We start from the raw sequence: 14824 nt of genomic DNA on the forward strand, positions 1-14824 counted from the left end.
TTTAATTTCCTAATAGTTTTTTTCTTAAAGCTGGCTCTGACGTATTTTTACCTAACCAAATAGCTAAAAAATCACTTGAAAACGCAACATCATCAATTACGCCAACCTCGCTATCGTTATGCAAAAAAGTACTTTTGCCTTCCTTATCAGTTATCAGCGTTAACGAATCACCTTTACCTATGTTTGGCCAAATAGACAAAAGCACCTCATCGTACTTGCCGACTAGATTTTTTTTACCTATGTGCTCCCACTGCTCATTGGTTGCTTTAACTATATCTTTGGCGTCAAAATCACGTAAATAGGTCAGCTTAAATTTGACAGGGTGTTCACCCAAAGCATAATCGCCAGAAGGGGTATACAAGGTGGCGTCGTAAACATCCCAAAACAAGTATTCCATTCTACCCTCGCCCACTTTGCTATATTCAACATTAGCAAAGGCAGAAGTAGACAATAAAAGACATAAAACAGTTGTCGTTATGATTGATTTCACGATTAAAGTCCTTCTTTTAATAACAAATAAAAGGGTAAACTAATTTTGACTTGCTAAAATAATCGACTTAATTTTTTGGTTTATAAATACAATAAACGTAAAGGCTGCCGACCAAATAACACCGTAGGCTACCCAAAACTGCCATAGCGGTAAGCCTAAATTAATTACGTTAAAACGCGCACCCGCCCAGTAGCTAGCTGGCGCAAAAATAAGGCAAACAACAAATACCTGCCAAAGTCTTAATCGACTTAAAAAATGCATCGATGTATTTAATGAAAGAAGCAACGCGGCCCATAGAAGTACCAGCCAAATTGGAAAAGGATCAACTTTAAATGAAAGTAGACCAAGCTCCACCGCTATGTATTCAAGTAGCAAAGCGATAGGAAGCGCTTTTAGTAGCAATAATCCATCTTGTTTTTTTTGCTTTGATAAGTAAAACATTAAGCCAATGATGCCAGCGCTAAATAAAAGTGATTGTCCTTCAAGCAGTAATGATAAAAACCACACTGCTTGAAACAAGACAAAATTAATAAGCGAGTGCAATTTTATCTACATTGCTGCTAAAGCGAGGTTTGCGCGCCATTAAATGTACAGTACTGGTTGCACGCGTTCTAAATGCACCTTCACAGTACGCAAAATAAAATAACCACAACCTATAAAAGCGGTCATCAAATTTCGTGCGGTCTAGGTCAGGCCAACTTTTGATAAAGCGTTCACGCCAGTCAGCTAAGGTTCGTGCGTAATGCGTTCCAATATCACTAACAGTATGGATAACCATATCGGTGTTATTTTTGATTTGCTCACTCATTTCGTTTAATGAGGGTAAACACCCACCAGGGAAAATATACTGTTGAATAAAATCTGAATTTTTAAGGTAGTGCTTGTATCGCTGATCGCTTATGGTGATTGCTTGTATCAACATTGCGCCATCGTCTTTGAGTAGCGAACCGCACTGGGTAAAAAAGCTAGGTAAATATTCGTGGCCAACCGCTTCAATCATTTCAATCGAAACGAGTTTGTCGTATTTGCCCGTGAGTAGTCTGTAATCAAGCTTAAGAAGCGAAATTTTATTCTCTAAGCCTAACTCTTTAATTTTTTCTGCAACAAAGTCATGTTGCTCGTCAGATATTGTTGTAGTCGTCACGTGGCAGTCGTAATGTGTTGCTGCGTAAATGGCAAATGCGCCCCATCCTGTGCCAATTTCTATAACGGAATCGCCAGGTTGCAATTCTACCTGTTCACATATGCGCTTTAATTTGTACTGCTGCGCGTCTTCTAGACTGGCATCTTTTGATGGATAAACAGCACACGAGTAAAGCATTTCTTTACTCAAAAACGATTCGTATAAATCGTTACCTAAATCATAGTGAGCAACTATATTTTTTTTAGAGCCTGACTCAGAATTTTTATTTTTTAAATGAGTTAGTCTGTGGGCAATGTTGCTGAAAAACGCGAATTTTTTCTCAAACTCGTCTAACTGTTTTTCATTTATAGCAAATAACTCAATTAGTCGGGTTAAGTTGTCACAACTCCATTGACCTAAAATGTAAGACTCGCCTGCGCCAACACTTCCAGATAATGCAAACGCCTTGTACATCGCTTTGTCATGAATTGTTACCGTTACTTTTAAGTCGGATGATGCATCTCCAAAAACAAGCTGCAGATCTTCATCAATAACGGTGATTTGCCCTGTTTCTATTGAAGAAAAAGCTTTAAATACTAATTTTTTATAAAGCCCTGTAAACCAGCCCGTGTTTTGTTCGCAATTTAAGCTAGACACTTTTTCCATTAGAACACCTATATTATTTTTATTACTGCTTGTATGTAATTTGTGACTTTTAAGAATGACCTAAAAAAGGCACTCTTTTTATAAACAGCTTCAACGCTTGGTAATAAATACCTTTAAATATTGTCCACGTCATTGCTGGGAATCGCTTTAACAACTGACTCATTTCTTTTTCAGTCAGTTCTTTGCGGGTTAATCGAAGAGTAGCATCAAATAGCAATTCTCCATCCCGCTTATTTTCAATATGAATCAATGTTTTATCTTGCGTTAACCTAATTGTCCAATGATAGTTCATATCAAGGTTCATAAAAGGTGATACGGAAAATACTTTTTTAAAGTTCACTTTTTTTTCTAGTGGTATCAAGTAGTAGTGTCGCTCATTCCATGGCGTATTACTTACTTCAGCCACCATGTACTTAAACTCACTGTCGCTATGACCATAAAAGAAAAAATTTACAGGGCTAAAGTAAATACCAAAGCAACGGAGCTGTCCTAGCATGTATACATGGTTAAAAGTCTCAGTTACACCAAGCGATAATAACTGATGATTTGCACGTTCAATGATTGACGCATCATTATTGTGGGGCTTATTAACAAAGTAGTCTGATTCGTTAAACTTTAATGCTTTTGAACCAGACGTACCTAACCATTTATGCTTATTGTTCAATTGCTCTGGGTTGTTGAGATCAACCCACATCATATAAAGTGGATTACTAAAATGATGAGTCTTAACAGCAAAACGGCGATGCTTAACATCGCCTAAATAAACAGCACTAGTCAAATTCAACCCCTAACTGCCTTGCCACATCTACACCACTGCGTACACCATCTTCATGAAAGCCGTTGTACCAATAGGCACCACAAAAATAACTATTATTTTGACCATCGATCGTTTGTTTAAGCCCTTGCGCAGCAATAGACTCTTTGTTGAAAACAGGGTGATGATAAGTGAATTCACGCAATATTTTGCTTTTATCTATCCCTTCAAGGTGGTTTAACGTAACGCAAAACTGCGTGTCTGATTGAATACCTTGCAATATATTCATCTGGTAAGTAACAACAGCTGCTTTGTCGGTATTGTTATTTAATAAATAATTCCAACTAGCCCAAGCGGCTTTTCTGTCAGGTAGTAAATTTGTATCTGTATGAAGTACTACTGAATTTTCAGTATAAGGAATTGCGCCAAGTACTGATTTTTCTTGGCTTGTTGCATCACCAAGTAGTTTGAGTGCTTGGTCTGAGTGGCACGCAAAAATAACTTTATCAAAAAAGTGCTGCTCGCCATTAGCAAGCTCAATGGTTACATCGTCATTTGCACGTGTTACCGATTTAATATCAGTGTTAAGCTTTATTCTGTCAGCAAACCCTTTAATTAATGGGTTAATGTATTCACGTGATCCACCCGGTACAACATACCATTGCGGCCTATTTGTGATATCTAAAAGGCCATGATTAAAGAAAAACTTTACAAAAAACTCTACGCCTACGTTTTCCATTTCTTTAATACTAGTAGACCAAATAGCTGCGCCCATAGGTAAAATATAATGATATTTAAAAAAGTCGTTAAACTGATTTTCATTAAGTAGCTGACCGAGTGTTTGCGATTGCTGATATTCGCCTTTTTCGTGTATGGCTTTACATAGTTTGTTAAATTTGACTATGTCAGATAACAAGCGCCAAAATTTAGGCCTAAAAATATTTCTTCTTTGTGCAAATAAACTGGTGAAGGTATGGCCATTGTACTCAAAGCCTGTTGCCTCATTATGAACACTGAAACTCATTTGGGTTTCTTGCTTTTTTATACCAATACGCGCAAGTAACTTTTCAAAATAAGGGTAGGTTCGGTTATTAAAAACAATAAATCCGGTATCCACGGCGTAATTAACGCCCTTAATATCTACGTCAACAGTCGCAGTATGCCCGCCAATATAATCGTTTTTTTCAAATAAAGTGACATCGTAGTGTTTGTGAAGCAAATGCCCACATGTTAAACCTGATACACCAGTTCCTATTATTGCTATTTTTTTCAACGGGTTAATCCTTTTGCTATTTTAAGCCAAAGCGGCAAAGGCAATATCCGCAATGCTTTTAATATAAGCGTAAAGCGATACGGAAAGTGTACCTCTTTACGTCGTTTGTTTATTCCTTTGATCATATAATCTGCCGCTTCTTCAGCGGTCACTGCCATAGGCATGGGAAAATCGTTTTTTTCAGTCAGAGGCGTTTTTACAAACCCTGGGTGAACTAACGTGACATCCACATCCATCAAATCAACGGCTAGGCTTTTAGCTAAATAACTTACGCCCGCTTTAGACGCCCCATAAGCCTCGGAGCGTGGTAACGGTAAGTATGTAACGCTTGAACTAACAATAACTAATTGACCGCCACTTTTAACTTTAGGGAGTAATGCTTCTAAGCAGTAGCCAACCGACAGTAAATTTGCATTAATTACGCGCTCAAACAAAGCACTGTCAAAGTTTTTTGCGTCGTCTATGTATTCACAATTGCCCGCATTAAGAATTACTCGGTCAAAGTGTGGGTATCCAATGGTTGCTTCTTTAATATCTTTTAGGCTTGTTGCATCAAACTTACAACTTTCTATGTTGTTATGTTTTGAAAGCTCAGCTAGTTTTTCTGTATTACGTCCACATGCAATAACGGTGTCGCCCATTTGTGCATATTTAATAGCTAGTTGTTCGCCAATGCCTGACGTTGCGCCTGTAATTAAGGTAACCATAATTAGCCCGCCCTCTTATCAATGTAACTAACCACACTACCTAGAATTGGAATATGCTTGTAAAGTAGTTCGCCTACGTTGAAATAATCACGATGCTTAACAATTTTATCATTATCAAAAATTAGCTTACTGTGCCCCTGCACAGATATGGTTTTGCCAGAGGCCAGTTTGGGATGTGAATAATGCATAGTCCAATAAACAAATGCATTGTTGTTGATACCAAACGAATCCGTTATATCAAATTGACAATGCTTAACATTGCTATATAAATTTGCAAAATAGTCACGCAAACTTTCTATGCCGTTAATTTCGTGCATCGGATCAATAAATTGAATATTGTCGGCATAAATGTCACTTAATAAGTCCAAATTAGAGCTATTAAGTTGCTGGTAAATATCAACAAATTTATCTACTGGTAACTGGTTATCCATATCATACCTTAAATGCAGCGAGCGCACGTTCACGTGCAGCTTTGTGGTCAACAATTGCTGGCCAGTAACATTCACTTCCCTTGCCTGTTGCAGCTAAGTAAGTATGCGGAAAATGAATGTGTTTATCTGGCACATTTTCAAGCTCAGGCAAATACTTACGTATAAACTTACCTGTTGGATCAAAGCGCTCACTTTGAGTAATAGGGTTGAAAATCCTAAAATACGGTTGTGCATCACACCCTGTGCTTGCAGCCCACTGCCAGCCACCATTGTTAGAAGCTAAATCGCCATCAATAAGGTGCTGCATAAAAAAGCGCTCACCTTCACGCCAGTCAATTAATAGGTGTTTAGTTAAAAAACTGGCCACTACCATTCTTAAACGGTTATGCATCCATCCAGTTTGCTTAAGCTGTAACATAGCTGCGTCTACGAGTGGGTAACCAGTTCGACCTTCGCACCACGCGTTAAATTCTTTTTCACTTTTTCGCCATTCAACAGGATTGTATTTCTCGTTAAAGTTTTCACCACGAGAGAGCTTCGGGTACTCTGCAATAAGATGCCTGTAAAACTCTCGCCAAATAAGCTCGTTAACCCACGTGAATGTTTTACTTTTTGATGTAGTCAGAATGTCGGGGTAACGTTGCTGTATATTAATTAGCAACTGCTTTGGGCTAATAATGCCCAGCGCTAAATACGGGCTCAAACCCGATGTACCTTTAATACTGGGGATATCACGCTGATCGTCGTAGCTTGTTAACTTATCGCAAATAAAATTATCAACTACACTCAAAAGTGTTTCATCATCAACAGGCCATTTATCCGAACTACAATCGCTTTCAAGGTGCTGGCTTTTTTCAATTTTTATAGGGTTTTGTTCTAGTGGCCATTGCGCCAAGCTAAAGTGAGTATCTTGATACTGTTTTAACCATGCGCGTTTAAATGGTGTGAATACTTTATACATTTCATTACTTTGGTTTTTAATGCTACCAACAGGCGCAATTAAATCTCCTTCGTATAATGTAAAAGTAATGGAACGTTTGTCACATTGCGCTAAAACAGCTTTGTCTCGATTTACTTCGTTAAGCTCATATTCTGTATTAGCAATAATATGCTGAATATCATGAGTTTCACAAAACGAAAGTAGCTCAGATTCACAATCACTAAAACTGGGAGCGTTTATTACATTAAGCGTTATCCCGAAATTGGCAAGTTGCTCTTGCAAATAAGTTACACGTCGCTTTAGTAAATCAATTTGTATTGGCGCTGCTTGGTGTTGTTGCCACTGCTTTTCGCAAACAAAAAAAATGGCGTGTTTAGCGCCATTATTTAGCGCTTCTATTAACGCTTCATTCGAAAAAAGGCGCAAATCGCGCCTAAACCAAAATAATGTATTCATTAAATACCAAATCGTAGTTTTAAATCATGAGGATAGGGATTAAAAAACACCTGTTTTTCTAGGTACTCTTTAGGGTGAACTTTTAGATGGTGCTTAAGTAAAGTAAGAGGCACATAAAGCGGCACTAAACCAGAGCGATACTCGTCTATTGCTTCACGCAGTTCTTGCTTTTCTACCTTAGCAAGGTCTTTTTTAAAGTAACCTTGTAAATGCATTAAGGTGTTACAGTTATTACGACGAGATGCAGGTTTTTTAAGCCCTGTCATTAAACCTAAAATGTATTCATCGGCCAATGCGTTTATATCATCACCAGCGTAGGTTCCAAGTAACTTGCCAAGCTCTCGATAAGCTTGGTAATTGTGTGCCATTAATAAATACTTATGCTTTGCATGAAATTGCGTTAAGTGATGAACACTTAATGGTTCTTTTACAAGCTGCTGCCAACTGTTTAGAACGTACACGCGCATTACAAAATTTTCACGCAGGTGTATATCGTTTAACCTACCATTTTCCTCGCAAGGCAAAAGTGGGTTGTGCTTCATAATTTGTTCTGCAAAGAAACCAACGCCCTCTGAGGTATTACCCGTCCCAGCCTCGTTGTATATTTTTATACGCTCCATGCCACAACTTGGGCTTTTGGCACAAAATACAAAACCACTCAACTCTTTAGCTTGCTCAGTAGCAACCTTTTTACCGTACTCGGTTAACTGCGGTCCAACGTCACCAGAGCCATCAGGACGGCAAACTTTAATTGTGTCGCCAACTCGAACTTGGCGAATTGTAGGTCGAGGAATTGGTAAGCCAACCGCAACCTCAGGACAAAAGCGTGTGTATTCAACATGCTTTGCAAGTTCGTCCATACAAAAGTTTGACCTTTTGTGACCTGTATCAAATCTAACTTTCTCGCCTGCTAAGCAGGCGCTTATACCTATTTTTATTGTAGTTTTTTGCATGTAATCTCTTAGTAGATTAAATTACCAATTGGATTTAGTAATTTACTTAGCCCTTTATTAAAATGTAGCGCACTGCTCACAACTGTAAAGCATAAACACCCATCTTTTGTTATTGGCGTGTGTTGATGGCGACCATCTTGCCAAATAAAGTCACCTGGCACGTAGTGTCCGTCTTCATCACAAAACTCACCGTCAAGTAATAGGGTTATTTCAAAACCTGTGTGCGTATGTTCAGGAATTTCACCGCCCGCATCTATGTGCAGTAAACTTGAACGTAATGCGCCATCGTCTAGTGCTACACGTGAACGGGCTAATTTGCCAACTTGAGTAAACTTGCTGTGCGAAATACGAGTCAGAGCACGAGGGAGTTGGTAATTGTGATCATTTACACTTACTTTAACTGGCTCTACTTCATATACTTCGTCTACAGAATCGTCTGCAGTAATTAAGTCAAGCACATTCATATCAAACTCTTCAAGCAACTGAGATTGGTTATTAACCGGATTCTCAAAAGCTTCGGTGTCTTCACTAAACAAAGCATCTGCGTTGCTTGCTTCTATTTTTGCTACTTTTTCTTGGCAAACAGGACACATATCCACATGTATCGAAACTGCAAGGCTCAAAGAGGCACTTAACGACGCTGAACAATACTCTGTAAGTAGTGTTTCACTCGGGTGATGTTTAATCATGCTGATCTCCCATTTCATTACGTAATTTCTGCAAGGCTAAACGTAATCGTGATTTTACCGTGCCTACTGGAATATTAAGTTGTTGAGCTAATTGCTCTTGCGACATATCTTGAAAATATACACCACGAACGACCTCACGTTGAGCGATAGGCAATTTATCAAGGTAGCGTTTAATTTGTTTGTCTTCTAAATGGTCAGTGTATTCGTGATTTGTGTCTTCAGAATCATTAATTAAAGGCCAAATGTCTTCGCTGATATTTTCTTCTTTATTGCTCTTCATTTTACGAAGCATATCAAATGACGCATTACGCATTACTGTATAAACCCACGTAGTCGCAGCACCCTTATCGCTGTTGTATAAGTGTGCTTTACGCCATACAGACGTTAATGTTTCTTGTACAAGCTCCATTGCTTGTGCTTCCACACCAAATTGCTTTATTCCAAAGCGTTTAATTTTTGGTGAAAAGTATTCAAATAAATAGGCAAATGCTTTTTTATCACGGTCTTGTGCAACCGACAGTAATGCTTGCATAAGTTCAGAACTAGGCGTTTCTGGCATGGCAGTATACTTACCTGTATTAGGTTCACAACGAGTTGACTGTTGTTGACTTACCATAGTAATTGATCCCATTATTGTTTTGATAAAGGTAATACGTGCAATAAATGGTACGAGATCACATTATTTAGGCAAATTCGTTATTAATTACAGTATGGAGGAAATTAAGTAAGTTATCAAAGTTAGTTTCGAACGCAAGTTGTTGTTTTTTCTCGATCGAAATAGGTAACAACTCAAGCCAACGGGCGGCTATCCAAGCTAAATTATTAAAGTTAGTTGTTTTGTAAAGTAGGCTAAGTTCAGGGTTGCCATAAAAAACGTTACGCAATGCGTCATGCAATAAAAAATGCTCACCCACTTGTTTGTTTTTATCGCTATACCAGTAAGGCGTTTTGCAATCAGATATTAAACCATGGCGAAGTTCTTCTTCGTCTTGGTAAACATCATTTATTTGAACACTTTTAGACGCAAAAACATCAATAAGCAGCACGTCATTATCGTCTTGGTCAAAGTCGATTATATCAACCAAGCATCCTTGGGCGCTAATGTTAAAAGGTGTGTCGTGCTCAAACGTACATAGCACAAACCCCGTGTTATTTTTTAATGCGGTTTTAACCATGTTTAAATAACGAGGTTCAAAAATACGCAAACGCGTATAACCTTCAGGTAAAATAAAAATGGGTAATGGGAAAATCGCACGTTTCATAAAGTCTACTTCTATCAATAACACTGCCTTTATTTACGTGCGTTTTTACTAAGTCGATCAGCTTTAAATAAACCGAATTAATTGCATTATACTTAATTGGTTAAATATTAAGCCACCCACCCATACTCTTTAATGCTTGTACAGATACATACGCAGTTATAATACTCACTACGGGTGCCAACATAAGTGCAAATAATCCAAGTTCGGTACTCATCGCCTTATTCCTTTAAGTTGCTTATTTTGCGTTATTAACTGCAGGGTCTTTACTTTCTGCCGCTTCATTACTCACTAAATCAGCAGGCTCAATTAACGTTTCCAGTGTTAATTTTGTATCAAAATAAAGTGTTTCTTTTATAGATTTTTCAAGCTCAATGGTGGTTTGCTTAATGTAGGTAGTTACAGTGTTTGTTAAAATATCAGTTACATCTAGGTCCACTTCTGTCGCGTTTACTTGCGAAGAACCTAATACTAATAAACTAGCCATAGCGATTTTAATTGAATGTTTCATAATGGTATTCCTTGTTTGTGTATTGTTTAGACGTAGTTATATACTCAAGGGTTGTGCCAAGATGAAAATAAAGTTTAAATTGCTGATATTAATAAAGTTTTAATGAGCTGGTTAATTTATTGAAATTCAGGAAAGGTTAATTTAACCACGTAGTTTTATTTTTTAGCCACTTTTTAGTTAAAAAATAAATAGGGGTATGCTTAATTTTTTTATGCTAGCTAAAAAATTTAAATACAAAATGGCACGGTGAATTACAAAGTCATTACAAAAAAACACACAACTTTAAATAATGGTTTTGAAATAACAAAAAAGTGAATACAAAAAAATGGGGAGGCCTGGGTTTACTTTTTACCTAAACGATAGGCATCAACCATACTCAGCACCCAAATAATTATCATAAGTGGCAAGTATTTGTATTCTGCAAGTTTTGCACATGCCAGTGACGGCTCTTTTGCAGCACCTAATATAGAGGTGATGGTCATCGGTATTTTTCCTGCCACAATTTCATTGGCTGTACATTGTGCAACGGCAAATATATCTTTCATCGTTAAAATTAATAATACCGAAAACACACCAGCAAATATTGCACCTATTAAATGTTTTTTTAACGAAAAGTGCCCTGCCCCTGGGTAAATAATGGCTGTTAGTAATGCGGCTTTTAAATTTGCTTTCATGGTTATTAACTTGAGTTTTGTTGTAAATAGGCCAACCCATAGTGAATTATTTTTGTTTAAAATCAAGAAAAGCTTTAACTTATACAGTGATTGAAAGTTTCAGCGTACACTTGTACACTAAACTCAAATTAAATAGTGGTAGGAGCAGTAATGTCACTCGACGCCCCTTATTCTCGTAAAGAAGAACAGCTCAATGTTATAAGCCACGCACTCGGTATTTTTTTTGCTGTTTTTGTTATGTGGGATTTATTTAACCAAGCAACCAGCACTAAAGCCAATATAAGTACCGCAATATACGGTAGTAGCTTATTTATACTATTTTTATCATCAACACTATACCACGCGAGCGTGCAACCTAAGTTGCGTGCCTTGTATAAAAAGTGTGACCACTGCGCCATTTATTTACTTATTGCAGGCACATACACTCCTTTTTTATTACTCTCACTAACGGGGGCCTGGTCATGGGGTACACTCACCTTTATATGGACCGTTGCGATTGCAGGTGTTGCATACAAAATACTTGTTAAAAATGGTAACAAAAAAATATCCCTAGCCACCTACCTACTCATGGGGTGGTTTGCATTAGCAATTATCTATCCATTGTATTCAAGCATTGATGTAAAAGCTTTGTATTGGCTACTCGCTGGCGGAATTTTTTATAGCGCAGGCACACTATTTTACAGCGCTAAAACAACTCAATTCAGTCACGCAATTTGGCACTTATTCGTAATAGCTGGTTGTGTTTGTCATTATATTTCGATCAGTACCTACGTTTATTAATGGCTGCTTAGAGCTTGAGTTAACAGTTACTTTTTAATTTCGTCAAAGTATAGTGCTTGCATAGTCAGGAAAACGACCCAATCGCTCGTTTTTATCTTGCATTAAAAACCTGAACGACTGTATTTTGTTAGTACTAGCAAATGCTTAAGAAGTTTGTTACAAATGAGTAATTAAGACAAACAAGCGATGCTATGGTAGAAATACGCGCGATTAGCTCGCTATAAACATGTTACGTGTCTTTTGAAGATCATCTAAGGAATTGAAGATTGGCAAACCCAAATAATTCATTGTCGCAAAAAGTTACCAGATTGGATGATGATATTTCTAAGATTAAATCTGATCTCAAAGAGAATAAAATTCGCCCATCTACTCAGTGTGGTAAGTGGCCTGTAAGAGTATATCGGCCTCTTATTTCCCCGAAATTAGACAGCAAAGTAATTCTCACTGACTCAACTTGGCAGTTTGTAGAGATATATCTAAAAAGAAATTGCACGAATAGTGATGCTGTTTTCTATTGGCAGCAGGCAAAAAATTTCTATGAAGCAACCAAACAGCTTGATCTTATATCTAAGCCATTAACAACGTATTACTGTTTTCTAAATGCAACAAAGGCTTTGCTGGAGTGTAAGTCAATTGATTATCATTTTTCGCATGGGGTTTCTGGAAAGGTATCAGATGGCCACAAACGTCTAAATAATGAGCTTGTCAGGTTTCAGGTTAGAGGTGTACTTTCGGGGTTATGTGTTTACCTAGAAGAACCAGTTACACCAGAGTCAACAGAGAGAAAGTTTGAAGAATATAATCTGAAAGACATTTTATATAATTTACCCTATGTTCATCGAGCGTATCATTCAACATACGGTAATCAAGCTGAAGTATTTATTCCTGTATTAAATCCTAGAATTGTTCACGACAAAAGTCGAGGTAAATGCTGGCTTGAACTCCAATTAGAGCCAGAGCATTCAAATGCAACAACGTTAGGTAGACTTGTGGGGTATAGTTTAGATCGTAGGTATCGAAATGACGAAATTTACACCGTGAGAAGGAATAAAGATTTTAAATGGAATGCACCAAGAAATAAACCTGACTTGATTAGTAATAATAGGCTAAAAAATTATTTAAAGAATAGGCGCTCTGAAATGGCCTATATTTATAGCGCAAACGACCTCTGGTACGTTAAAAGAAAAGACTTAAAATCTACATCTGTAATTAGTCGTAGCACGCTGCCTCTAACTTATGCTGCAATGCATAGGCTAAGTGAGCTTGCTCGGTATGAACCACAGTCGCTAAGAGCACACTTAGAAAAAGATGCGTCTTGGCTACTTAGTGAGTTCATCGAAAAATCCATAGTACAGTTTATTGATCAAATATCCTGTGAAATCACTGGAAATGAGTTCCGGATGACTGGGTTTCGCTCATGAAAACACGTAACAAGGCGCTGCTACGGAAAAATTACTCGCTGGCGCTCCCAAATTTCCGCAGAGCGCGGCGTTATAACTTTTATTGGAGTTTGAGTGAGAAATAGAAATCATGAGCTATCAGAGATTCTCGTTGGTTTGATCGGTGATCTAACTATTTCAGTTAGTATCATTCGTGAATATGAAGATAAGCCTTATATGCACAAACCAGAATTAGTAGCTAGTCGACAAAGTATTTGGAGACTGTGTTTTAACTCAATTGTATTAAACTGCTGCAAGTACGTTGAGTTAAATCGTAAGTACTCTCGTGAATTTAACGAAATGACTCCTGAGTTGAATAAAATTCGGGGGCAGTATAACGAGCTAATTACTAGCAACAAATCACTGTTAACCTTGCGAGATGACTACGTGGCTCATATTAACTCACTGAAAACAAAAAAGTGTCTAACACCAGACGAAGTACAAAATCATATTATCACTATGATTGGTGGTGGGACTAATGCGGCAGAGTTTCTAGATTGGATATGTCCTGATGATTATGAATCATCTAACCCGAATGAAAGTTTAGTCGGGGTAGTGACGCAGCTAAGAGACCTACTGGTATCAAAGTTATAACAAAGCATTTAAGAGTGATTCGCAACGCTTGGCAGTATGATGATACTTGAAAATGGAAATATTGTAGATGCGAATGGTAAAGTTACATTTGTTAGCATTGCAGCATTTGAATCTGACGTTTGTAGTTTAAATATATGCTTTCTTTGTACGAAAGTTCTAAACCCACAGAATCAGAATAAAGAGCACATCATACCTAATTGGATTCTAAAGCGATTTGACCTTCACAATGAAGCCGTGAATTTACCTAATGGTTCAAAATATAAATACAACCAATATGTGATTCCCTGTTGCATCGAATGTAATAGCCTACTTAGTGCTGAATTGGAAACTCCATTGAGTAAGGCGTTTTCAAGAGGTTTCGATGATTTGGTTAATTATATTGAGAAGAAAGGATACTTGAACCTTTATTTGTGGATGGCGCTTCTATTTATTAAAACTCATGTTAAAGATCAGTCTCTACGAATGTACTTAGATCGAAGGGTTGAGTATTCATCAATCGCAAAAGGAGTAGGTTATGAGTGGGAAAGTTTTCATCATGTTTATTGTTTAAGCCGTGTGCCCTATACCCAAGCAACATTAGAACAAAATTGTGTAGGATCTTTCTTTATTGTTCCGGTTGAAAGTATTGATGCAGAAAAAGAGTTTGATTATATGGACGTCTCTTACGCAAATACTTCAGGAGTTATTATTGGAGGCATTGGCATTATTACTGTATTCGGCGACGCTGGCGCCGTATATAATCAGATCCAACCAACAGTTATAAATAAGTTAAGTGGTTCAGTTACAAATATGCAATTTAGAGAACTTGTTGCTCACTTCGCCTGTTGTAGTTTACATCTAAAGAATAACCCCAAGCACTCTACTATTTCGGATTCCTCGGGAGTTCAACCTCCACGTATGATATGTACTTTGTTAAATTCAAATCCTGAATTTGAAAATTATAATGACCTAGTATTTGGTAGTTTGATGGACATGTTACTAGGCGATCTACTTGATGGTAAAGTTGCTTTACCTGACTTTCGAGAAAAGTTGAAATCAGGTCAACTATCCATACTTTTTGATAGTTCGGGGCAAGTGATTGCGCA

Annotated in this window: 18 protein-coding genes; 4 read left to right on the forward strand and 14 right to left on the reverse strand. The window is 37.5% G+C overall.

Features of this window, described 5'->3' with window-relative positions; translation table 11 throughout:
• Position 1: 1 nt before the first annotated feature.
• The 14 genes from P20480_RS10340 to P20480_RS10275 form a co-directional block, all read right to left on the reverse strand.
• Positions 2-478 carry a chalcone isomerase family protein gene (locus tag P20480_RS10340; protein WP_370587932.1) on the reverse strand — a complete coding sequence of 159 codons (477 nt, stop codon included), beginning with the start codon at positions 476-478 and terminating at the stop codon, positions 2-4.
• 51 nt (positions 479-529) lie between these two features.
• The gene (locus P20480_RS10335; RefSeq protein ID WP_033025361.1) at positions 530-1039 is read right to left on the reverse strand and encodes a DUF2878 domain-containing protein; all 510 of its coding nucleotides are present in this window, start codon (positions 1037-1039) and stop codon (positions 530-532) included.
• Positions 1017-2279 carry an SAM-dependent methyltransferase gene (locus P20480_RS10330; RefSeq protein ID WP_008129194.1) on the reverse strand — a complete coding sequence of 421 codons (1263 nt, stop codon included), beginning with the start codon at positions 2277-2279 and terminating at the stop codon, positions 1017-1019. Before P20480_RS10330 ends, P20480_RS10335 begins: the two co-directional genes overlap by 23 nt.
• 49 nt (positions 2280-2328) lie before the next feature.
• Positions 2329-3057: a DUF1365 domain-containing protein gene (locus P20480_RS10325; RefSeq protein WP_008129195.1), complete on the reverse strand. Its 729-nt coding sequence runs from the start codon at positions 3055-3057 to the stop codon at positions 2329-2331.
• On the reverse strand, positions 3050-4306 hold the full coding sequence (locus P20480_RS10320) for an NAD(P)/FAD-dependent oxidoreductase (RefSeq protein WP_008129196.1): 1257 nt from the start codon (positions 4304-4306) through the stop codon (positions 3050-3052). The genes P20480_RS10325 and P20480_RS10320 overlap by 8 nt, the downstream gene beginning before the upstream one ends.
• Complete coding sequence (locus P20480_RS10315; RefSeq protein WP_008129197.1) at positions 4303-5013, reverse strand: SDR family NAD(P)-dependent oxidoreductase; 711 nt, start codon at positions 5011-5013, stop codon at positions 4303-4305. Before P20480_RS10315 ends, P20480_RS10320 begins: the two co-directional genes overlap by 4 nt.
• 2 nt (positions 5014-5015) lie before the next feature.
• On the reverse strand, positions 5016-5444 hold the full coding sequence (locus P20480_RS10310; protein ID WP_006794850.1) for a nuclear transport factor 2 family protein: 429 nt from the start codon (positions 5442-5444) through the stop codon (positions 5016-5018).
• 1 nt (position 5445) lies between these two features.
• Positions 5446-6840 (reverse strand): deoxyribodipyrimidine photo-lyase, encoded by a 1395-nt coding sequence (phrB, locus tag P20480_RS10305; RefSeq protein WP_008129198.1) that lies wholly within the window; start codon positions 6838-6840, stop codon positions 5446-5448.
• The gene (locus tag P20480_RS10300) at positions 6840-7793 is read right to left on the reverse strand and encodes a YbgA family protein (protein WP_010556229.1); all 954 of its coding nucleotides are present in this window, start codon (positions 7791-7793) and stop codon (positions 6840-6842) included. The genes phrB and P20480_RS10300 overlap by 1 nt, the downstream gene beginning before the upstream one ends.
• Before the next feature lie 8 nt (positions 7794-7801).
• Positions 7802-8482, reverse strand: coding sequence for a ChrR family anti-sigma-E factor (locus tag P20480_RS10295; protein ID WP_008129204.1), 681 nt, complete (start codon positions 8480-8482; stop codon positions 7802-7804).
• Entirely contained in the window at positions 8475-9098 is a 624-nt protein-coding gene (locus P20480_RS10290; RefSeq protein ID WP_008129206.1) for a sigma-70 family RNA polymerase sigma factor, read from the reverse strand. The genes P20480_RS10295 and P20480_RS10290 overlap by 8 nt, the downstream gene beginning before the upstream one ends.
• Before the next feature lie 67 nt (positions 9099-9165).
• Positions 9166-9744, reverse strand: a complete 579-nt coding sequence (locus tag P20480_RS10285) for an LON peptidase substrate-binding domain-containing protein (RefSeq protein WP_033025371.1) — start codon at positions 9742-9744, stop codon at positions 9166-9168.
• A gap of 235 nt (positions 9745-9979) precedes the next feature.
• Entirely contained in the window at positions 9980-10252 is a 273-nt protein-coding gene (locus P20480_RS10280) for a hypothetical protein (RefSeq protein WP_008129211.1), read from the reverse strand.
• A gap of 341 nt (positions 10253-10593) precedes the next feature.
• The gene (locus tag P20480_RS10275) at positions 10594-10926 is read right to left on the reverse strand and encodes a hypothetical protein (protein ID WP_008129213.1); all 333 of its coding nucleotides are present in this window, start codon (positions 10924-10926) and stop codon (positions 10594-10596) included.
• A gap of 150 nt (positions 10927-11076) precedes the next feature.
• Here P20480_RS10275 and trhA point away from each other — a divergent pair, with 150 nt between their 5' ends.
• The 4 genes from trhA to P20480_RS18000 all read left to right on the forward strand — a co-directional run.
• Positions 11077-11706 carry a PAQR family membrane homeostasis protein TrhA gene (gene trhA / locus P20480_RS10270; protein ID WP_008129215.1) on the forward strand — a complete coding sequence of 210 codons (630 nt, stop codon included), beginning with the start codon at positions 11077-11079 and terminating at the stop codon, positions 11704-11706.
• Between the two features lie 266 nt (positions 11707-11972).
• Positions 11973-13127: a YaaC family protein gene (locus tag P20480_RS10265; protein WP_008129217.1), complete on the forward strand. Its 1155-nt coding sequence runs from the start codon at positions 11973-11975 to the stop codon at positions 13125-13127.
• A gap of 195 nt (positions 13128-13322) precedes the next feature.
• Positions 13323-13739: a hypothetical protein gene (locus tag P20480_RS17995; RefSeq protein ID WP_238530294.1), complete on the forward strand. Its 417-nt coding sequence runs from the start codon at positions 13323-13325 to the stop codon at positions 13737-13739.
• Between the two features lie 36 nt (positions 13740-13775).
• A partial coding sequence (locus P20480_RS18000; RefSeq protein ID WP_138922282.1) for an HNH endonuclease occupies positions 13776-14824 on the forward strand: 1049 nt, incomplete at its 3' end.

Source organism: Pseudoalteromonas sp. BSi20480, assembly GCF_000241365.1.
In the GTDB taxonomy this organism is placed as follows: Bacteria; Pseudomonadota; Gammaproteobacteria; order Enterobacterales; family Alteromonadaceae; genus Pseudoalteromonas; species Pseudoalteromonas marina.